Annotated in this window: 17 protein-coding genes and 1 tRNA gene; 16 read left to right on the forward strand and 2 right to left on the reverse strand. The window is 72.2% G+C overall.

Annotation, left to right across the window (positions count from 1 at the left end):
• Positions 1-9: 9 nt before the first annotated feature.
• From coaBC to pyk, 14 genes are all read left to right on the forward strand, one after another.
• Positions 10-1,275, forward strand: coding sequence for a bifunctional phosphopantothenoylcysteine decarboxylase/phosphopantothenate--cysteine ligase CoaBC (coaBC, locus tag BN4251_RS10645; RefSeq protein WP_087485096.1), 1,266 nt, complete (start codon positions 10-12; stop codon positions 1,273-1,275).
• Between the two features lie 5 nt (positions 1,276-1,280).
• Complete coding sequence (metK, locus tag BN4251_RS10650) at positions 1,281-2,489, forward strand: methionine adenosyltransferase (protein ID WP_087485097.1); 1,209 nt, start codon at positions 1,281-1,283, stop codon at positions 2,487-2,489.
• Positions 2,486-2,887 carry a phosphoribosyl-AMP cyclohydrolase gene (gene hisI / locus BN4251_RS10655; RefSeq protein ID WP_170931936.1) on the forward strand — a complete coding sequence of 134 codons (402 nt, stop codon included), beginning with the start codon at positions 2,486-2,488 and terminating at the stop codon, positions 2,885-2,887. Before metK ends, hisI begins: the two co-directional genes overlap by 4 nt.
• On the forward strand, positions 2,884-4,497 hold the full coding sequence (locus BN4251_RS10660) for an anthranilate synthase component I (RefSeq protein ID WP_170931937.1): 1,614 nt from the start codon (positions 2,884-2,886) through the stop codon (positions 4,495-4,497). Before hisI ends, BN4251_RS10660 begins: the two co-directional genes overlap by 4 nt.
• Positions 4,494-5,168 carry a Trp biosynthesis-associated membrane protein gene (locus tag BN4251_RS10665; RefSeq protein WP_087485098.1) on the forward strand — a complete coding sequence of 225 codons (675 nt, stop codon included), beginning with the start codon at positions 4,494-4,496 and terminating at the stop codon, positions 5,166-5,168. Before BN4251_RS10660 ends, BN4251_RS10665 begins: the two co-directional genes overlap by 4 nt.
• Before the next feature lie 112 nt (positions 5,169-5,280).
• Positions 5,281-5,595: an HGxxPAAW family protein gene (locus tag BN4251_RS10670; protein WP_087485099.1), complete on the forward strand. Its 315-nt coding sequence runs from the start codon at positions 5,281-5,283 to the stop codon at positions 5,593-5,595.
• 32 nt (positions 5,596-5,627) lie between these two features.
• The gene (locus tag BN4251_RS10675) at positions 5,628-6,059 is read left to right on the forward strand and encodes a DUF2752 domain-containing protein (protein WP_245810300.1); all 432 of its coding nucleotides are present in this window, start codon (positions 5,628-5,630) and stop codon (positions 6,057-6,059) included.
• Positions 6,060-6,133: 74 nt separating this feature from the next.
• A complete protein-coding gene (trpC, locus tag BN4251_RS10680; RefSeq protein WP_087485101.1) occupies positions 6,134-6,967 on the forward strand; it encodes an indole-3-glycerol phosphate synthase TrpC in 834 nt (277 codons plus the stop codon).
• Positions 6,964-8,289, forward strand: coding sequence for a tryptophan synthase subunit beta (trpB, locus tag BN4251_RS10685; protein WP_087485102.1), 1,326 nt, complete (start codon positions 6,964-6,966; stop codon positions 8,287-8,289). Before trpC ends, trpB begins: the two co-directional genes overlap by 4 nt.
• A complete protein-coding gene (gene trpA, locus BN4251_RS10690) occupies positions 8,286-9,113 on the forward strand; it encodes a tryptophan synthase subunit alpha (protein ID WP_087485103.1) in 828 nt (275 codons plus the stop codon). The genes trpB and trpA overlap by 4 nt, the downstream gene beginning before the upstream one ends.
• 30 nt (positions 9,114-9,143) lie before the next feature.
• On the forward strand, positions 9,144-10,091 hold the full coding sequence (gene lgt / locus BN4251_RS10695) for a prolipoprotein diacylglyceryl transferase (protein ID WP_087485104.1): 948 nt from the start codon (positions 9,144-9,146) through the stop codon (positions 10,089-10,091).
• 102 nt (positions 10,092-10,193) lie between these two features.
• Entirely contained in the window at positions 10,194-14,774 is a 4,581-nt protein-coding gene (gene gltB / locus BN4251_RS10700; RefSeq protein ID WP_087485105.1) for a glutamate synthase large subunit, read from the forward strand.
• Positions 14,767-16,245: a glutamate synthase subunit beta gene (locus tag BN4251_RS10705; protein WP_087485106.1), complete on the forward strand. Its 1,479-nt coding sequence runs from the start codon at positions 14,767-14,769 to the stop codon at positions 16,243-16,245. The genes gltB and BN4251_RS10705 overlap by 8 nt, the downstream gene beginning before the upstream one ends.
• Positions 16,246-16,349: 104 nt before the next feature.
• Positions 16,350-17,819 (forward strand): pyruvate kinase, encoded by a 1,470-nt coding sequence (gene pyk, locus BN4251_RS10710; RefSeq protein WP_087485107.1) that lies wholly within the window; start codon positions 16,350-16,352, stop codon positions 17,817-17,819.
• A 145-nt stretch (positions 17,820-17,964) separates the two neighbouring features.
• Here the strand turns inward: pyk and BN4251_RS10715 are convergent.
• A tRNA-Leu gene (locus BN4251_RS10715) sits at positions 17,965-18,047 on the reverse strand.
• Positions 18,048-18,155: 108 nt separating this feature from the next.
• Between BN4251_RS10715 and BN4251_RS10720 the strand changes: the two genes are divergently transcribed.
• Positions 18,156-18,806 (forward strand): ANTAR domain-containing response regulator, encoded by a 651-nt coding sequence (locus BN4251_RS10720; protein ID WP_087486336.1) that lies wholly within the window; start codon positions 18,156-18,158, stop codon positions 18,804-18,806.
• A gap of 46 nt (positions 18,807-18,852) precedes the next feature.
• Positions 18,853-20,235, forward strand: coding sequence for an ABC transporter substrate-binding protein (locus BN4251_RS10725; protein ID WP_087485108.1), 1,383 nt, complete (start codon positions 18,853-18,855; stop codon positions 20,233-20,235).
• A gap of 31 nt (positions 20,236-20,266) precedes the next feature.
• On the opposite strand, the gene BN4251_RS10730 is transcribed toward BN4251_RS10725, so the two are convergent.
• The gene (locus BN4251_RS10730; RefSeq protein ID WP_087485109.1) at positions 20,267-20,734 is read right to left on the reverse strand and encodes a PaaI family thioesterase; all 468 of its coding nucleotides are present in this window, start codon (positions 20,732-20,734) and stop codon (positions 20,267-20,269) included.
• Between the last annotated feature and the right edge of the window lie 65 nt (positions 20,735-20,799).

A 20,799-nucleotide genomic window follows, 5' to 3' on the forward strand; every position in this document is an offset into this window, starting at 1 on the left:
GGTGAACCGATGAACAGCCTGCCGCGCTCCCTGCAGGGAGCCCGCGTCCTGGTCGGCGTCGGCGGCGGGATCGCCGCCTACAAGACCGCGCACCTGGTGCGCGGTCTTGTCGGTGAGGGCGCCGAGGTGCGGGTCGTGCCGACGGCCGCCTCCCTCGAGTTCGTGGGGAAGGCGGCCTGGGAGGCGCTCAGCCACCACCGGGTGCTGACGTCCGTGTTCGAGGACGTCGACGAGGTCGCGCACGTGCGACACGGCCAGCAGGCCGACCTGGTGGTGATCGCGCCCGCGACCGCCGATCTGCTCGCCCGGATGCGCATCGGCCGCGCCGACGACATGCTCACCGCCTCCGTGCTCGTGGCACGCGCACCCGTCGTCGTGGCCCCCGCGATGCACACCGAGATGTGGGAGCACCCGTCGGTGCGCGAGAACGTGGCGGTGCTGCGCGAGCGCGGCATCACCGTGCTCGAGCCCGCCGTGGGACGGCTCACCGGGCCGGACTCCGGGCCCGGCCGCCTGCCCGAGCCGGAGGCGCTGCTGGACGCGGCGCGCGCCGCGCTGACCGCACCCCGCGACGAGTGCGGAGGGGTGCGCCGGGACCTCGCCGGTCGCGAGCTGCTGATCACCGCGGGCGGCACCCGCGAGGACCTGGACCCGGTCCGCTTCCTCGCCAACCACTCCTCGGGCCGGCAGGGCTGGGCGCTCGCCCACGCGGCGCTCGTGCGCGGCGCCCGGGTGCGGCTGGCCGCCGCGAACGTCGACCTCGACACCCCGCCCGGCGCCCTGCGCCTGGACGTGGGCAGCGCCGCCGAGCTCGCCGACACCGTCGAGCAGCATCTGCACGAGGTGGACGGTCTCGTGATGGCCGCCGCCGTCGCGGACTTCACCGCCGCCGACCGCGCCGAGTCGAAGATCAAGAAGGACGACGCGGACGAGGACTCGGTCCCCGCGATCGCGCTGCGCCGCACCCGCGACATCCTGCGTCACAGTGTGCTGGAGCGCGCAGACGCCCCCCGCCCCGCGATCGTCGGCTTCGCCGCGGAGACCGGGGGAGAGGGGACCAGCGCGCTCGAGCTCGCCCGCGCCAAGGCGCGCCGCAAGGGAGCCGACCTGCTGGTCTTCAACGACATCAGTGCGGGAGTGTTCGGCGCGGCCGACAACTCCGTGCGCATCCTCGACCGCGAGGGGGAGGAAGCGGCTTCCGCCGAGGGCAGCAAGACTGCCGTCGCGCACGCCGTCCTCGACGAGCTCCTCGCCCATCTGCCGGAAGTATCCTGATCTCCATGACCTCCAGCGAGCTGCGCACCTTCACGTCCGAATCGGTCACCGAAGGGCACCCCGACAAGATCTGCGACCAGATCTCCGATGCGATCCTCGATGATCTGCTCTCCCAGGACCGCGATGCGCGCGTCGCCGTCGAGACCCTGGTGACCACCGGCCTCGTCCACGTCGCCGGAGAGGTCCGCACCACCGGGTACAGCGACGTCGCGACCATCGTGCGCGACGTGATCCGCGAGATCGGCTACGACTCCTCGGAGAAGGGCTTCGACGCGGACTCCTGCGGCGTGCAGGTCTCCATCGGCGCACAGTCCCCGGACATCGCCCAGGGCGTGGACAACTCCCTCGAGTCGCGCGGTGATCTCGCCGCGGAGGCCTTCGCCCGTCTCGGCGCCGGTGACCAGGGCCTGATGTTCGGCTACGCCTGCCGCGACACCCCCGAGCTGATGCCGCTGCCGATCCACGCCGCGCACCGCCTGACCCGGAACCTCTCCGCCGCCCGGCGCGACGGCGTGCTGCCCTACTTGCGCCCCGACGGCAAGGCCCAGGTCTCGATCGGCTACGACGAGGACGGCGTGGCCCGCAGCGTCGATGCGATCGTGGTCTCCACCCAGCACAGCGAGGAGGTCGACCTGGTCGACCAGCTCGCCCCCGCGATCTCCAAGGTGGTCATCGCCCCGGTGCTCGAGGACCTCGCGAACGCCGGGCTGGACACCTCGTCCGTGACCACCCACATCAACCCCTCCGGCCGCTTCGTGCTGGGCGGGCCCAAGGGTGATGCGGGCCTGACCGGGCGCAAGATCATCGTCGACACCTACGGCGGCATGGCCCGCCACGGCGGCGGCGCCTTCTCCGGCAAGGACCCCTCGAAGGTCGACCGCTCGGGCGCCTACGCGATGCGCTGGATCGCCAAGAACATCGTCGCGGCCGGGCTCGCGGACCGCTGCGAGGTGCAGGTGGCCTACGCGATCGGCGTCGCCGAGCCGGTGGGCCTGTACGTGGAGACCTTCGGCACCGGGCACGTGCCCTCGCACCAGATCGCCGCCGCCGTGCGGAAGGTCTTCGACCTGCGCCCGGCCGCCCTGATCGACGCCCTCGACCTGCTCCGTCCGATCTACGCCCTGACCTCCGTGCACGGCCACTTCGGCCGCGAGCTGCCGGAGTTCACCTGGGAGCGCACGGACCGCGCCGAGGAGCTGGGGCGCGCGCTGTGAGCGCCCCCGACGCCTCCCGGATCCCCCGCTCGTCCCTGGACCCCGAGCTCGCCGCGCGCCTCAAACGCGACGTGGACGGGCTGATCACCGCGGTGGTGCAGGACGCCACCGATCACCGCGTGCTGATGGTCGGCTGGATGGACGACGAGGCGCTGCATCGCACGCTCACCACGGGCCGGGCCACCTACTGGTCCCGCTCGCGCGGCGAGTACTGGCGCAAGGGCGACACCAGCGGCCACGTCCAGTGGGTCCGCTCGGTCGCGCTCGACTGCGACGCCGACACCCTCCTGGTGCGGGTCGACCAGGTCGGCGCGGCCTGCCACCGCGGCACCGACACCTGCTTCGACGACGGCGACCTGCGTGCCGTCGTCCTCGACCCCACGGAGCGCACCGCATGAACCAGCACCTCCCCGCCGATGCCGACGCCGAGGCCGCAGGCCGGACCCGCCCCGAGGCCTACCCCGAGCGGGTCGGGGGCCGCGAGGGCGACGCGCTCGGCGTGATCACCCCGGACCGCGAGACCTTCCGCGAGCTCGCCGCGCGCCAGCGCGTGGTCCCCGTGAGCATGCGCCTGCTCGCCGACGAGGACACCCCCGTCTCCCTCTACCGCCGTCTCACCGCGGACGGCGAGACCCGGGGCACCTTCCTGCTGGAGTCCGCCGGCGAGGGCGAGGCCTCGCGCTTCTCGATCATCGGCACCCGCGCCCGGGCGGTGCTCACCGAGCGAGACGGCGAGGCGCACTGGCGCGGCGACGTGCCTGCGGGCGTGCCCGTCTCCGGCAGCCCCGTCGAGGCGCTGCGTGAGGTCACCAGCGCCTTCCGCGCCGCCCGCCAGGGGCACCTGCCGCCCTTCTCGGGCGGCCTGGTGGGCTTCGTCGCCTATGACGCCGTGCGCCACTGGGAGAAGCTCGAGAACTCCCCGCCCGACGAGATCGGCCTGCCGGACCTCTCGATGCTGCTCGCGCAGGACGTCGTGGTCCACGACGCTCATGACTCGACCGTCGTGCTGATCGCCAACGCCCTGAACCTCAACGCCACCGAGGACGGCGTGGACGCCGCCTACGACGACGCCCTGACCCGCCTCGAGGAGATGCGCGAGCGCCTGCGCACCCCGGTCAGCACCGGCCCGATCGTCTACGACACCCCGCGCGATCTCGAGCCCAAGGCCCGCACCTCGCAGCTCGAGTACGAGCGCGCCGTGAACTCGGCCGTGCAGGACATCATCGACGGGGAGATCTTCCAGGTCGTCCCCTCCCAGCGGTTCTCCCTGCCGATCGCCGCGGACCCGCTGGACGTCTACCGGGTGCTGCGGCGGATGAACCCGAGCCCCTACATGTACCTGCTGCGCACGGTGGACGCCGACGGCGAGCCGATCGACGTGGTCGGTGCGAGCCCCGAGTCGCTGGTGACCGTGCGCGGCACCACCGCGACCACCCACCCCATCGCCGGTTCGCGCCCCCGCGGCGCGACCCCGGAGGAGGACGAGCGGCTGGGCGCCGAGCTGCTGGCCGACCCCAAGGAGCGCTCCGAGCACCTGATGCTGGTGGACCTGGCCCGCAACGACCTGCAGAAGTTCTGCGCCCCGGGCACCGTGGTGGTGCGCGACTTCATGCACATCCAGCGGTTCTCCCACATCCAGCACATCGTCTCCACCGTCACCGGTCATCTGCGCGAGGGCGCTCTGGCCTACGACGCTCTGCGGGCCACCTTCCCGGCCGGGACGCTCTCGGGCGCGCCGAAGCCGTCGGCGATGGCGATCATCGACCGGCTCGAGCCGGTGCGACGCGGGATCTACGGCGGCACCGTCGGCTACATCGACTTCGCCGGAGACATGGACATGGCCATCGCGATCCGCACCGCCGTGATCAAGAACGGCACCGCCCACGTCCAGGCGGGCGGGGGAGTGGTCGCCGATTCGGACGCGACCATGGAGCACCGCGAGACCCAGTCCAAGGCCGCGGCCGCCCTGCGCGCCGCCGCCGCCGCGGACACGCTGCGCCCGGCATGAGCCAGGAGAGCCCCGCCCCGCGCAGCCCCCGGCCCAGCCGCCGGGCAACGGTGCTCGCCGGCACCGCGGCCGCCGCGCTGCTGGCCGGCTCCACGCGCACCGTCTGGGTCGAGGCCCTCGCCCCGGATCTCGCCGGCACCGCGCAGCAGGTGACGGTCACCGGCTCCGACGCGGCACCGGCTGTGCTCGCCCTGTCGATGGTCGCGATCGCGGCCTCCCTCGCCACCGGGTTGTCCTCCCGCTGGCTGCGCTTCCTGACCGGCCCGGTGCTGCTGGCCACCGGAGCGGGCTCGGCGATCGCCGCCCTCGGCGTGGTGCAGGCCCCGGAGCAGGCCGCCCGCTCCGCCGTCGCCTCCGCCACCGGGGTGCTCGGCGGGGATGTGCTCACCGAGACCACGGCCTGGCCGCTGATCACCCTGGCCCCGGCCGTGGCCGTCGCGGTGCTCGGGATCGTCGTGCTGGTTGTGGGCGGGCGCTGGCCCGTCGGCACCCGCTACCGCAGCGCCGCCGTCGCCGCGACCGCGGATCCCGGCCAGGATCCCGCCGCCGCGTGGGACGCCCTCACCCGGGGCGAGGACCCGAGCCTGCTCGAGACGGAGACAGACGGCGAGCCCGAGCCCTACGCCGGGGCCGACGCGTCGGAGGACGGGGATCCGCGCACCCCGCGGTGAGGCTCCTCACCCACCGCCCGCATCGCCCGGAGGCACGCCGCGGACCCGCGCCCTCCCTGCGGTGATGGCGTGGCACAATGGCCTCGACAGGGACCCTGACTGGAGAAGGATCATGCCGAAGACCTACGCTGTGCCGCCGCCCCCTCATCACAACGAGGGCAAGACCATCGCGGCCTGGGCCATGAACCTCGGCATCGTCGCGGGCTCGATCCCGATCGCCGCCGGCCTGATCCTGCCGGACATGAACATCCTGCTGTGGATCGGCGCGGGCATCATCGCCGTCTCGATCGTGCTCGGCATCGTGCTGTCCCTCGCCGGCCTCGGCCAGCCCAAGGGCTACGGCATGGCCGCCGCCGCATCCACCGCCAACGGCAGCGCGGATCAGAACGCACGCTCCGAGCGTCCCGCCGGGGCCGACGCCCGGTGACGACGGCGGTGCGGGAGCGGCATGGCGACGCCGTGACGGGCGCTCCCGCCCGCAGCCCGCGCCGGGCTCTGCTGCCGCTCGCCATCGGTGTCTCCGGCCTCGCCGTCGCCGTCGGGGTGCAGCTGGTCTTTGACCCGTTCACCACCCACATCCCGCTGTGCGCGCTGAACCACTTCACCGGCATCGAATGCCCCGGCTGCGGAGCGATCCGCGCCGTGCACGCGCTGCTGGCGGGTGATCCGCTGCTGGCGCTGCGCAGCAACGCACTGGTCACCCTCGCGATCCCCCTGGTCGCGGTGGGACTGCTCACCTGGGCGGTGCGTCGGGCGCGAGGCCTGACCACGAACCTGATGCCGTCGCGCACCGTGCTGCTGGTGCTGGTAGGCATCGCGGTGCTGTACATGCTGCTGCGGAACCTGCCGATGTTCTGGTTCCTCGCCCCGATCTCCTACGTCGGCGGCTGAGCGGCACCCACGAACCCAGCGAAGGCGTCGGGAATTCCCGCCGCACTCGCCCCCACCTGCTGCAGGAGGCCTGCGTGACCACCACCGGAACCGTCCTCGACGAGATCATCGTCGGCGTGCGCGAGGATCTCGCGCCGCGCCGCGCCGCGGTGCCCGATGCCGAGATCGAGCGTCTGGCCCGCGCCGCCGCCCCTGCCCTGGACGCCCGTGCGAGCCTCGTCGGCGAGGGCACCACGATGGGCCTGATCGCCGAGGTCAAGCGCTCCAGCCCCTCCAAGGGCGCGCTCGCGGAGATCCCCGAGCCCGCCGAGCTGGCCGCGACCTACGCCTCGGCCGGCGCTTCCGCGATCAGCGTGCTCACCGAGCAGCGCCGCTTCCGAGGCACCCTCGCCGACCTCGACGCCGTGCGCGCACGGGTGGACGTCCCCGTGCTCCGCAAGGACTTCGTGGTCGAGCCCTACCAGGTGCTCGAGGCCCGCGCCCACGGCGCCGACCTGGTGCTGCTGATCGTCGCCGCCCTCGACGATGCCCAGCTGCGCGACCTGTACGACCTCACCGCCGAGCTCGGGATGCAGGCGCTGGTGGAGACCCACACCGAGCACGAGCTCGAGCGGGCCCTGGCCCTCGAGGCGGACATCATCGGTGTCAACGCCCGCAACCTCAAGGACCTCACCGTCGACCTGGACCGCGCCGCGGACCTGCTGGGCATGATCCCCGCCGGGCCGCTCGCGATCGGTGAGTCCGCCGTGGCCTCCCGGGCCGACGTCGAGCGCTACGCCTCCGCCGGCGCCGACGCCGTGCTGGTGGGGGAGGCGCTGGTGACTTCCGGCGACCCCGCCGCCGAAGCCTCCTCGTACCGCCGCGTCACCCGTCGTGGCCGCCCCGTCTCGGAAGGAGCTCAGGCATGAGCAGCCCCGACCGCATCGTCCCGGACCTCACCCGGCCCAGCACTGCGCTGCGCTCCGAGGAGGGGCCCTACTTCGGCGACTTCGGCGGCCGCTTCCTGCCCGAGGCGCTCGTCCCGGCGCTCGACGAGCTCACCGAGATGTACGAGAAGGCCATCGTGGACCCCGAGTTCACGCAGGAGCTGCGCCATCTCGCCGCCGAGTACACCGGCCGTCCCTCGCTGCTGTCGGAGGCGCCGAGGTTCTCCGCGCTCGCGGGCGGCGCCCGCATCCTGCTCAAGCGCGAGGACCTCAACCACACCGGCAGCCACAAGATCAACAACGTGCTCGGCCAGGCCCTGCTGACCAAGCGCATGGGCAAGACCCGCGTGATCGCGGAGACCGGCGCCGGTCAGCACGGCGTCGCCACCGCCACCGCGGCCGCCCTGTTCGGGCTGGACTGCACGATCTACATGGGCGCGGAGGACACCGAGCGCCAGGCCCTCAACGTCGCCCGCATGCGCCTGCTGGGCGCGGACGTGATCGCCGTCGAGCAGGGTTCGCGCACCCTCAAGGACGCCATCAACGAGGCCTTCCGCGACTGGGTCGCGAACGTCGAGACCACGCATTACCTGCTGGGCACCGTCGCCGGCCCCCACCCCTTCCCGGCCATGGTGCGCGACTTCCATCGCATCATCGGCGAGGAGGCACGGGCCCAGACCCTCGAGCGCGTGGGCCGACTGCCCGACGCGGTGGTCGCCTGCGTCGGCGGCGGCTCGAACGCGATGGGCATCTTCCATGCCTTCCTCGACGACACCGACCCGCTGGTGCGCCTGGTCGGCTGCGAGGCGGGCGGCGACGGCGTGTCCACGGGACGCCACTCCGCGACCATCACCGGCGGCACCCCCGGCGTGCTCCACGGGGCACGCAGCTTCGTGATGCAGGACGAGGACGGCCAGACCATCCCCTCCCACTCGGTCTCCGCCGGGCTCGACTACCCCAGCGTGGGCCCCGAGCACGCCTGGCTCGCCGACATCGGCCGCGCCGAGTACCGCGCGATCGACGACGGCCCGGCCATGGAGGCCTTCGCCCTGCTGTCGATGACCGAGGGCATCATGCCCGCGATCGAGTCCTCCCACGCCCTCGCCGGCGCCCTCGAGCTGGGCCGCGAGCTGGGCAGGGACGCGGTCATCCTGGTGAGCCTCTCGGGCCGCGGGGACAAGGACGTCGACACGGCCTCGCGCTGGTTCGGCCTGGTGGGGGACGAGCCCGCCCGCACCGACCTGGACGCCCTGCGCGCCGCCGCCCGCGCGGCCACCCCCGAGCTGCCGGAGGAGACCCGATGACGACCGCTGACACCCACAGGCTCCGCGCCGACGACGTCCTGGACCGCGCCCGGTCCGAGAACCGGGCCGCGCTGATCGGCTACCTGCCCGTCGGGTACCCGGATCTCGAGCGCTCGATCGAGGCCGCACGGATCCTCATCGACCACGGCGCCGACATGATCGAGCTGGGCCTGCCGTACTCGGACCCCGTGATGGACGGTGCCGTGATCCAGCAGGCCGCCTCGGCCGCCCTCGAGGGCGGCACCCGCACCCGCCACGTGCTGCAGGCGGTCGAGGCCCTCTCCGGCCGCGGCGCCGCGATCCTGGTGATGAGCTACTGGAACCCGATCCTGGCCTATGGCACCGACCGCTTCGCCCGCGATCTGGCCGCTGCCGGCGGCGCCGGCGTGATCACCCCCGACCTCATCCCCGACGAGGGCGCGGACTGGGTCGCCGCGAGCGAGGAGCACGAGGTGGACCGCATCTTCCTGGTCGCCCCCAGCTCCCCGCGCGACCGTCTCGAGCATGTGGTCTCGCACACACGGGGCTTCGTGTACGCCGCCAGCACCATGGGCGTCACCGGCACCCGGGCGAGCGTCTCCGCCGCCACGGAGGGCCTGGTAGAGCGCACCCGCGCGGCCGGCGCGAAGAACGTCTGCGTGGGACTTGGCGTCTCGAACGGTGAACAGGCCTCGCAGGTGGGCGCGTACGCTGATGGAGTGATCGTCGGCTCCGCCTTCGTGCGAGCCCTGCTCGAGAACCAGGGTGACGACCAGGCCGCCCGGACCGCTCTGGCGGCCGTGGCCGATGATCTGCGCGCCGGCGTCGAGCGTGCCCGCGCCTGAGCGCATGAGACCGGAGGAGGAGAGGCTGCGATGATCCCCAGCTCACCCATCTCCGCGATCTCCCTGGGCCCGCTGACGATCCACTTCTACGCCCTGTGCATCCTCTCGGGGATCGCCGTGGCGATGTGGTGGGCCACCCAGCGCTGGCAGAAGCGCGGCGGCGACGGCGACACCCTGTTCGACATCGTCTTCGTGGCCGTGGTCGCGGGCATCATCGGCTCCCGCATCTGGCACGTGCTCACCTCCCCGGAGCCCTTCTTCGGCCCGGACGGCGACCCGATCGCGGTGCTCTACATCTGGCAGGGCGGCCTGGCGATCTACGGCGGCGTCGCCGGGGGCGCGCTCGCGGTGTGGATCATGGCCCGGGTCAAGGGCGTCTCCTTCACCGCTCTCGCGGACACGATCGCCCCCACTCTGCTGATCGCCCAGGTGCTGGGACGCTTCGGCAACTGGTTCAACCAGGAGCTGTACGGACCGCCCCTGGACGCCTGGTGGGCCTGGGACGTCACCTGCGTGACCAACGGGATGACCATCGGCGGCTGCGAGCCGGGCACCTACCACCCCACCTTCCTGTACGAGCAGCTGTGGAACCTTGCCGGCCTCGCCGTGCTGCTCCTGCTCAGCCGTCGCTTCCAGTGGGCGGGAGGCCGCGTCTTCTGGGCCTATGTGGCGATCTACTCGACCGGCCGCGCCTGGATCGATGCGATCCGCAGCGAGCCCGTGCTGATGATCGGCGAGTTGCGGATCCACACCCTGGTCGCCCTGGTCATGGCGCTCGTGGGCGTGGTGGCCTTCGTGCTGCTGACCCTGCGCCGGACGCGGCGCGGGGGAGAGGTCGTCGCCGCGGACGGCTCCTTCGAGCTGCCCGCGCAGACCGCGGGCAACGGCCCGGACGAGAACGAGATCGAGAAGTCGGGCACGCCTCCCTCCGCCGAGCGGGACTCCTCGCCCGGCACCCAGGGACCCCGCACACCCTGAGCGACGCAGATCGCCAGGACGGGCGGCGAGCTCCCGATGCTGGGAGCTCGTCATGGATGACGAGCACGTCATCGATCGCCCGTTCGAAGGGTTCTTCGCGTCATGCTCCCTCTGCACTCCCGTTTCTCCGCCCTCCCCACCGCGCAGGGCCTCTACCACCCAGGCACTGAGGTCGACTCCTGCGGCGTGGCGATGATCGCCACGCTCCGCGGCCGCCCCGGGCACGACATCATCGAGCACGCCCTGACCGCGCTGCGCAACCTCGAGCACCGCGGTGCTGTGGGCGCCGAGGAGGAGACCGGCGACGGCACCGGTCTCATGCTCCAGCTGCCGGACCAGTTCCTGCGCGAGGTCAGCGGCATCGACCTGCCGCCGCAGGGCGCCTACGCCGCCGGCATCGCCTTCGTGCCCCGCGACCCTGCCGGGCGGTGCAGCGTGCTGGACGCCGTGGCGTCGATCGCCGAGCAGGAGGGCCTGGTGCTGCTGGGCACCCGGGACGTCCCGGTGACCGACGGTCTGGTGGGCCCCTCCGCCGAGGCGGTGCGGCCCGACTTCGTGCACGTGTTCGTCGCCGACGCCGCCGGGCGGCGCACCGGGATCGAGCTCGAACGCGCCGCCTTCGCGCTGCGGCGCCGCGTCGAGCACACCACCACCGGCTACTTCCCCTCACTGTCCACCCGCGTGATGGTCTACAAGGGGATGCTCACCCCCGCCCAGCTCGACGAGTTCTACCTCGACCTGCGCGATCCGCGACTCGCCTCGGAACTGGCGATCGTCCACTCGCGCTTCTCGACCAACACCTTCCCGGCCTGGCCGCTCGCGCACCCCTTCCGCACCATCGCCCACAACGGCGAGATCAACACCGTCATCGGCAACCGCAACCGCCTGCTCGCCGCTGAGGGCGTGATGGCCACCGACGCCTTCGGTGAGGACTTCGCACGCCTGCTGCCGGTGACCACCCCCGGAGGCTCCGACTCGGCCGGCCTGGACGAGGCGCTCGAGCTGCTCCACCTCAGCGGACGCTCCCTGCCCCACGCGCTGATGATGCTGATCCCCGAGCCGTGGGAGAACGACCCCACCATGGATCCGCAGCTGCGCGCCTTCTACGAGTTCCACGCCGCGCTGCAGGAGCCGTGGGACGGCCCGGCCGCCGTCGTGTTCACCGACGGCACCCAGGTGGGTGCGCGCCTGGACCGCAACGGCCTGCGCCCCCTGCGCTACTGGGTCACCGACGACGACCTCGTGATCCTCGGCTCCGAGACGGGGCTGACCGACGTGCCGCGCAGCCGCATCGCCCGCACCGGGCGGGTCGCACCGGGGGAGGTGTTCCTGGTGGACCTCGAGGCCGGCCGGATCGTCCCCAGCGACGAGCTGAAGGCCCAGATCGCCGCAGAGCACCCCTACGCCACCTGGGTGCGCGAGCAGAAGATCGCGCTGAGCGATCTGCCCTCCCGCGAGCACATCACCCACTCCCGCTCCTCGGTGGTGCGCCGCCAGCAGACCTTCGGCTATACCGAGGAGGAGCTGCGGGTGCTGCTCGCGCCCATGGCCGCCAAGGGGGCGGAACCGCTCGGCGCGATGGGCACCGACACCCCGATCGCGGTGCTCTCCGAACGGCCCCGGCTGCTGTTCGACTACTTCACGCAGATGTTCGCGCAGGTCACGAACCCGCCCTTGGATTCCCTGCGCGAGGAGATCGTCACCTCGCTGGGCGTCACCCTCGGGCAGTCCCGCAACCTGCTGGAGGCCACACCCCAGCACGCCCGCCAGCTCTCGCTGGACTTCCCGATCCTGGACAACGACGAGCTCGCGAAGATCGTCGCGATCGACGCGCACCCCGCCTCCGCCGACTTCCACACCGTGCGCCTGCGCGGTCTGTACCCCGTGGCCGGCGGCACCGCCGCCCTCGAGCAGCGCCTGCAGGAGATCTGCCAGGAGGCGGTCACGGCGATCGACGAGGGCGCGACCTTCCTCGTGCTCTCGGACCGTGACGCGAACCAGGTGCTCGCCCCCATCCCCTCCCTGCTGCTGACCAGCGCCGTCCAGCACCACCTGGTGCGCACCGGACGCCGCACCTCGGCGGCCCTGCTGGTCGAGGCCGGGGACGTGCGCGAGGTGCACCACGCGGCGCTGCTCATCGGCTACGGCGCGAGCGCGATCAACCCCTACCTCGCGATGGAGAGCGTCGAGGACCTCGTCCACCGCGGAGTGCTCAGCGACATCACTCCCGACCAGGCCGTCGCGAACCTCAACCGTGCGCTCGGCAAGGGCGTGCTGAAGATCATGTCGAAGATGGGCATCGCGACCGTCGCCTCCTACCGCGGCGCGCAGATCTTCGAGGCGGTGGGCCTCTCGCAGGAGCTCGTGGACACCTGGTTCCCGGGCACCATCAGCCGCCTGGGCGGGATCACCCTCGAGGTGATCGCCGCCGAGAACGCCGCCCGCCACGCCCTGGCCTACCCGGTGGACGGGGAGCGGCCCGCCCACCGCAGCCTGCCCGTCGGCGGCGAGTACCAGTGGCGCCGCGAGGGCGAGCCGCACCTGTTCACCCCGGAGGCGGTGTTCCGCCTCCAGCACTCCACCCGCACCCGCCAGTACGAGGAGTTTCGCCGCTACACCGATGACGTCGATCAGCAGCACGAGCGGCTGATGACGCTGCGCGGGCTGCTGCGCCTGCGCACCGGCACGCTCCCGCCGGTGCCGCTCGAGGAGGTCGAGCCGGTCTCGGAGATCACCCGCCGCTTCATGACCGGAGCGATGAGCTACGGGTCGATCTCGCAGGAGGCCCACGAGACCCTCGCGATCGCCATGAACCGGCTGGGCGGTATGTCCAACAGCGGCGAGGGCGGGGAGGATCCGGAGCGTCTGCGCGACCCCGAACGGCGCAGCGCCATCAAGCAGATCGCCTCGGGCCGCTTCGGCGTGACCAGCGAGTACCTCACCTTCGCGCGCGATATCCAGATCAAGATCGCCCAGGGCGCCAAGCCCGGCGAGGGCGGTCAGCTGCCGCCCCAGAAGGTGTATCCGTGGATCGCCCGCACCCGGCACTCCACCCCCGGCATCGGCCTGATCTCCCCGCCCCCGCACCACGACATCTACTCGATCGAGGATCTCGCCCAGCTGATCCACGACGCGAAGTCCGCGAATCCGGCCGCGCGCGTGCACGTCAAGCTCGTCTCCCGTTTCGGGGTGGGCACCGTCGCCTCGGGCGTGTCCAAGGCGCATGCGGACGTGGTGCTGATCTCGGGCCACGACGGCGGCACCGGTGCGAGCCCCCTGAACTCGCTCAAGCACGCCGGCACCCCGTGGGAGCTGGGATTGGCCGAGACCCAGCAGACCCTGCTGCTGAACGGCCTGCGCGACCGGATCACGGTGCAGGTGGACGGCCAGATGAAGACCGGACGCGATGTGATCATCGCGGCGCTGCTGGGCGCGGAGGAGTACGGCTTCGCCTCCGCCCCGCTGGTGGTCTCCGGCTGCGTGATGATGCGGGTGTGCCACCTGGACACCTGCCCGGTGGGGGTCGCGACCCAGAACCCCGAGCTGCGCGAGCGCTTCACCGGGAAGGCCGAGCACGTGGTCACCTTCTTCCGCTTCGTGGCCGAGCAGGTGCGCGAGCATCTCGCGGCGCTAGGCCTGCGCTCTCTGGACGAGGCGATCGGACGCAGCGACCTGCTGGATCTCGCGGATGACGAACGCTCCCGCAGCGCCCTCGGCACCGCCAAGCGCGAGGGCCTGGACCTCTCGGCGATCCTCGCCCCCACGGCGCGCCACGAGGGGGACTTCCCCCGCCGCCGGCGCGGCCAGGACCATCAGCTCGACCGCGCCCCGGACCATCCCTGGATCGCCGCCGCGCACGAGGTGCTCGACGGGCACGAGGAGCACGTGCGGATCCGCGGCACGGTGCGCAACGTCGACCGCAGCGCCGGCACCCTGCTCGGTCACGAGGTCACCCGCCGCAGCGGCGGGGACGGCCTCCCCGACGACGCGATCGTCGTGGACCTCGAGGGCACCGGCGGGCAGTCCTTCGGCGCCTTCCTCCCGCGCGGGATCAGCCTGCACCTGCGCGGCGATGCGAACGACTACATCGGCAAGGGGCTGTGCGGCGGCGTGATCGCCGTGGGCCACGGCACCGGCACGGGCCCCTCCCTCACCTCCGCTCCGATCGGCGGGAACACCTGCGCCTACGGCGCCACCTCCGGGCGCCTGCTGCTCGCGGGCGCCGCGGGGGAGCGCTTCGGGGTGCGCAACTCCGGGGCGACGCTCGTGGTCGAGGGCATCGGCGATCACGGCGCGGAGTACATGACCGGCGGCGCGATGCTGGTGCTCGGGCCGACGGGCCGGAACCTGGGCGCGGGCATGAGCGGCGGCACGCTGTTCGTGCTGGACCTCGAGCGCTCCCACCTGAACCCGGCCGATGCGGCCGGCTTCGAGATCACCCCGGTGCGCGAGGAGCATTGCGGGTTCGTGCTCGAGACGCTCCGCGATCACGTCGCCCGTACGGGCTCGGATCGTGCGGCGGCCCTGCTGGCCGACGAATCGGAGCTGTTCGAGCGGCTCAGCGCGATCGCCCCGCGTGCCTTCCTCACCATCACCGCCCTGCGCGAGGCCGCGGCCGCCCGCGGCGAGGACCCCGATGCCAACGCTGTCTGGAACGAGATCATGGAGGCCACCCATGGCTGATCCCCGAGGATTCCTGCGCCACCGCGACCGGGAGCTGCCGGCGCGCCGTCCGGTGCCCCTGCGATTGATGGACTGGCGCGAGGTGTACGAGGCCCGGGAGAAGGGCGAGCTGGGCGTGGTCTCCCGGCAGGCGGGACGCTGCATGGACTGCGGCATCCCTTTCTGCCACCAGGGATGCCCGCTGGGCAACCTGATCCCGGAGTGGAACGAGCTCGTCTACCGCGAGGACTGGCGCGAGGCGAGCGAGCGGCTCCACGCGACCAACAACTTCCCCGAGTTCACCGGCAGGGCCTGCCCCGCGCCGTGCGAGTCCAGCTGCGTGCTGGGCATCAACCAGCCTCCGGTGACCATCAAGAACATCGAGGTCTCCATCATCGACCGCGCCTACGAGGAGGGCTGGGTGCGGCCGGTCGAGCCCGCCCGGCACACCGGACGCTCGGTCGCGGTGGTGGGCTCGGGCCCGGCCGGGCTCGCGGCCGCCCAGCAGCTCACCCGGGCGGGGCACTCGGTGGTGGTGCTCGAGAAGGACGACCGCCCCGGCGGGCTGCTGCGCTACGGCATCCCCGAGTTCAAGCTCGAGAAGCGCCACCTCGAGCGGCGACTGGCGCAGATGCGCGCCGAGGGCACCCGCTTCCGCACCGGCATCGAGGTGGGCGGCAGCGGTCCCGACGCCCTGGACGTCGAGCAGCTGCGCAGCCGGTTCGACGCGGTGGTCCTGGCCACCGGCGCCGGCATCCCGCGCGAGCTCGAGGTGCCCGGTCGCGAGGCCGTCGGCATCCACCCCGCGATGGACTACCTCACCCAGGCGAACCGCCATGTGGAGGGGGACTGGATCAGCGATCCGATCACCGCCGAGGGCAAGGACGTGGTGATCATCGGCGGCGGGGACACCGGCGCCGACTGCCTGGGCACCGCCCTGCGCCAGGGGGCTCGCTCCGTGCGCACCCTCGCGATCGGCACCCGCCCGCCCGAGGAGCGCGATGAGTCCCAGCCCTGGCCCACCCATCCGGTGCTCTTCGAGGTCTCCTCGGCCCACGAGGAGGGCGGTGAGCGCTCCTACCTCGCCTCCACCACCGGTTTCGAGGTCGACGACTCCGGGGCCGTCAGCGGCCTGCGGATCGCCCGCACCTCCTATCAGGACGGCCGGCGCATCCCCACCCCGGGGACGGAGAGCGTGCTGCCCGCGACCCTCGTGCTGATCGCGATGGGATTCGTGGGGGCGGGAGGCCGGGCTCTGCACGAGGCGCTCGGTGTGGAGCACACCGCGCGCGGCACCGTGGTGCACGATGCCACCTGGCGCACGAGCGTCGACGGGGTCTTCACCGCAGGCGACTGCGCCCGGGGCCAGAGCCTGATCGTGTGGGCGATCGCGGAGGGCAGGGCCTGCGCGGCCGCCGTCGACGAGCACCTGATGGGACGCACATCGCTCCCGTACTCCGTACGGCCGGGCGAGAACCCCGTCACAGTATGAAAGACTAGGGTCAGAACACGCGATGCTGCGACCCTCCGGTGGCGCCCGCGCGCGCGATCGCATGGACGGGTCGCGGCCCTCACAAGAACTACAGATGGGTTGACATGCGGAAAGCGAAGATCGTCTGCACACTCGGGCCGGCGACCAACACCTACGAGCAGATCCGGACTCTGATCGAGGCCGGGATGAACGTCGCCCGAATGAACTTCAGCCACGGCACCCACGACGATCACGCGCAGGTGTACGCGAACATCCGCCGCGCCGCCGAGGATCTCGGCCGCAACGTCGCCGTCCTGGTCGACCTGCAGGGTCCCAAGATCCGCCTCGGCAAGTTCTCCGACGGCCCGCACCAGCTCGAGGTGGGCGAGACCCTCACCATCACCACCGAGGACATCGAGGGCACCCGTGAGCGGGTCTCCACCACGTTCAAGGGCCTGCCCGGCGACTGCCGCCCCGGCGACGTGCTGCTGATCGACGACGGGAAGGTCTCCGTCCGCGTCACCGAGGTCACCGAGACCGACGTCGTCACCGTGGTCGAGGTCCCCGGGCCGGTCTCGAACAACAAGGGCATCAACCTCCCGGGCGTCGCCGTCTCGGTCCCCGCGATGAGCGAGAAAGACATCGACGATCTCCGCTTCGGACTGCGCCTCGGCGCGGACCTGGTGGCGCTGTCCTTCGTGCGCGATGCGCACGACATGGACGACGTGCTGCGCATCATGCAGGAGGAGGACCGCCGCGTCCCGGTGATCGCCAAGATCGAGAAGCCGCAGGCCGTGCGCGCTCTGCGCTCGATCGTCGGTGCCTTCGACGGGATCATGGTCGCCCGCGGCGACCTGGGCGTCGAGCTGCCGCTCGAGCAGGTGCCGCTGGTCCAGAAGCGTGCGATCGAGCTCGCCCGCCGCAACGCCAAGCCGGTCATCGTCGCCACCCAGGTGCTCGAGTCGATGATCGAGAGCCCGCGCCCCACCCGCGCCGAGGCCTCGGACTGCGCCAACGCGATCCTCGACGGCGCCGATGCGGTCATGCTCTCGGGCGAGACCAGCGTGGGCAAGTACCCCTTCGAGGCGGTGCGCACCATGGCCCGCATCGTGACCAACACGGAGGAGAACGGCGCGGATCGCATCCTGCCGCTGGGCACCATCCCGCACACCCGCGGCGGTGCGATCACCCGTGCGGCCGCCGAGATCGGCGACCAGCTCTCGGCGCAGTACCTGGTGACCTTCACCGAGTCCGGTGACACCGCGCGCCGTCTGTCCCGCCTGCGCCCCACCATCCCTCTGCTGGCCATGACCCCCTACCCGGAGGTCGCCCGCCAGCTGTCGCTCACCTGGGGCGTCGAGGCGCACCTGGTGCCGATGCAGAAGGACTCCGACGCGATGATCGCCGAGGTGGACGAGCTGCTGCGCGAGCAGAAGGGTCTGCAGAAGAACGACCTGGTGGTCGTCGCGGCCGGTTCGCCCCCCGGCGTCCACGGCTCGACCAACACCCTGCGCGTGCACCGCATCGGCGATCTCGACGGCACCGAGTCCGCCCGCATCGAGGCGGATCGCATCGCCGCCGGTCCGCAGAGCTGAGCGAGCACGGCACCTGGTTGGGAGATGAGCCACCTTCGGGAGGGTTGATCCTCCGACTGTGACGAGAACGGCGCCCGCGGCCCTCTGGCCGTCGGGCGCCGTTCTCGTCGAGGGCCTCTCGCAGGCGGAGGCGCCTGAACTGCGGTGCCGGGTGCGGGACTCGAACCCGCACGCCCTCACGGACAGCGCATTTTGAGTGCGCCGCGTCTACCATTCCGCCAACCCGGCTGGCCCCCGCAGGCGAGGGCTGGATTAGGATACCGCTGATGACCACCGGCCTTGACCGCGCGGGTGCTGTGCACCGGCGGCCAGGCCCACTTCGAGACACAGGGCGACATGACTGACGACACGACTGCACTTCCCGACGACGCCCAGGACGAGACCCTCGTCGAGGCCGGCACCCGCCGCCGCACGGCCGTGGTGGCCGAGGACGAGAGCCTCATCCGCATGGACATCGTCGAGACCCTCACCGAGGCCGGCTACGAGGTGGTCGCGGCGGTGGGCGACGGCGAGAGCGCCGTCGCGAAGGCCCGTGAGCTGCGCCCGGACATCGTGGTGATGGACGTGAAGATGCCGCAGGTTGACGGTGTGACCGCCGCGGAGCGGATCGGGGAGGACAACCTCGCCCCCGTGGTCATGCTCACCGCGTTCTCGCAGGCGGAGCTCGTCGAGCGCGCCCGCGACGCCGGTGCGATGGCCTATGTGGTCAAGCCCTTCACCCCGGCGGACCTGCTGCCCGCGATCGAGATCGCCATCTCCCGCTACCAGCAGATCACCCAGCTCGAGTCCGAGATCGCGGATCTGGGCGAGCGGTTCGAGACCCGCAAGCGCGTGGACCGCGCCAAGGGCCTGCTGCAGACCAACATGGGCCTGTCCGAGCCGGAGGCGTTCCGCTGGATCCAGAAGACCTCGATGGATCGCCGCCTGACGATGCGGGAGGTCGCGGACGCCGTGATCGATCAGCTCGGCGGCCAGGGCAAGGACTGACCCCACCCGGCGGGGTGCGCGGGGGCGAGAGGGGAACGACGGCAGCATGGCGATCTCACGACGCTCCCTGGTGCGCGGGCTCGGCGCGGGCATGCTCGGAGCCGGTGCCAGCGTCGGCGCGCTGAGCGCCTGCGGTGAGGGCGGCCTGCGCCGCGGCCGCCCCCGCGCGACCACCACCGCCCCCACGGCAGAGGCGCTCTCCGAGCCCGATAACCCGCTGGTGATCGGCCAGATCGGTGCGGAATACGGCCGTATGGCCGCCTTCGAGAACGCGATCGCGACCGCCCTCGACTGTGCCCGCCTGGACGTCAACGCGCGCTGGGACGGGCTGTTCGGCCACGAGATCGAGCTGCTGGAGCGGCACGTGATGGCCGAGCCGGGCGAGGACCTCTCCGAGGCCATCCGGTCCATGGCCGAGGCCGGTGCCACCTGCGTGATCACCTCGATCGACGAGGAGTCGCTGATCGCGGCGATGCCTGCCCTTGTCGAGGCCGGCATGGCGGTGATCGACGTGTTCACCTCCGCCGCCGATGTGCGCGGCCCCGAGGTGCAGACCGCGAACCTGCTGGTGCGGCTCAGCCCGGATGATGCCACCATCGCGGCGCAGTACGCCGAGATCGCGCTCGGCAGCAGCTCGGACAAGGCGGGCCCCCCGGGCTCGGTCGCCTACCTCTCGGAGGACACCCTCCAGGGCAGGAGCCTGCTGCACGAGCTCGAGCTGGTGCTCAACCCGGCCCGGGGCAGCATCGTCTCCCAGCAGTTCTACCCGGTCGGCGACTTCGGCGACGTCGGCGCCCGGGTCACGACGGTGCTGGAGGATCCGCCCGCCCTGCTCGTGTTCAACGGCGGCCCGGAAGCGGCCCCGTTCCTCTCGGCGCTCTACGAGGCCACCCTCGACGAGGGCCAGCGTCCGAAGATCGACTTCCCCAAGCGGCTCTCCCCGGCGGCCACCGTCGACTACTCGCTCGACCCCTCGGCGAAGGACCTGGCCCCGGGCTGTCTGGACTCCGCCACGGGCTATCAGCCCGGTGATGCGCTGACCATGCACCACGAGAACATGATGCTCAACCGCGACCGGGAGTTCCTGCGCACCGGGTACGCTTACTCCCAGCAGGCCTACGACGCGCTGACGATGGCCTGCCTGGCCGCGCAGCATGCGCTGTCGGTCGAGGGGACGGCGCTGGCGGCGGCGCTGCCGGCGATCCTCACCGGCACCACCGACTGCACCGACTACGAGTCGTGCCGCCGGGCGATGCGCACCGGGCTCGAGGCGCAGGAGCGGGTCACCGTCTCCTACGAGGGCCGCATGGGCGCGCTCGAGCTGGGCCCGCGCTCCGACGCCCGCATCGGGCAGCTGCGCGAGTACACCTGGTCCGAGGCCCATGTGCTCGAGCTCGGCAACCCGAAGGGGTTCGAGGCGCCGTCCTGAGCCGGAGGCCCCGCACTCGTGCCGCGGAGGCTCAGCGGGGCGGGAGCAGCTGGGTGGAGACGGTGATGGTGCTCAGCAGGGTGCCGGCCTCGTCGTGGACGTCCACCAGATAGCTCGCGACCTGCCGGCCCAGATGCCGTGCACTGCAGGTCGCGGTCACCGTCCCGGAGCGCGCGGAGCGATGATGCAGCGCGGAGACGGAGGTCCCCACCGCCTGCGCCCCTTCCCCATGGACTTCCCGCGCCTGCACGATCGCGGCGAAGGAGGCGATGGACTCGGCCAGAGCGATCGTCGCCCCGCCGTGCAGCAGCCCCGCGGGCTGGAGGTTGCCCTCGACCGGCATCGTCGCCGTGCCGCCCCGCGCATCGAGGGTCAGCAGCTCCATGCCGCAGCGCTCCAGCAGGGTGCCGCGAAGCAGGGGCGCGAAATGGGCGCGCAGCTCCTCGCTGATGGGGGGCGGGGCATCGTCGGCGCCGGGGGAGAGGTGCGAAGCGGTCATGGCACGAGGGTGCCACAGACACGGGGGCGGGACGGGCGTGGGTGCGACATGGGAGACTTCTCCCC

The sequence above is a fragment of the Brachybacterium massiliense genome (assembly GCF_900184245.1).
Classification (GTDB): domain Bacteria; phylum Actinomycetota; class Actinomycetes; order Actinomycetales; family Dermabacteraceae; genus Brachybacterium; species Brachybacterium massiliense.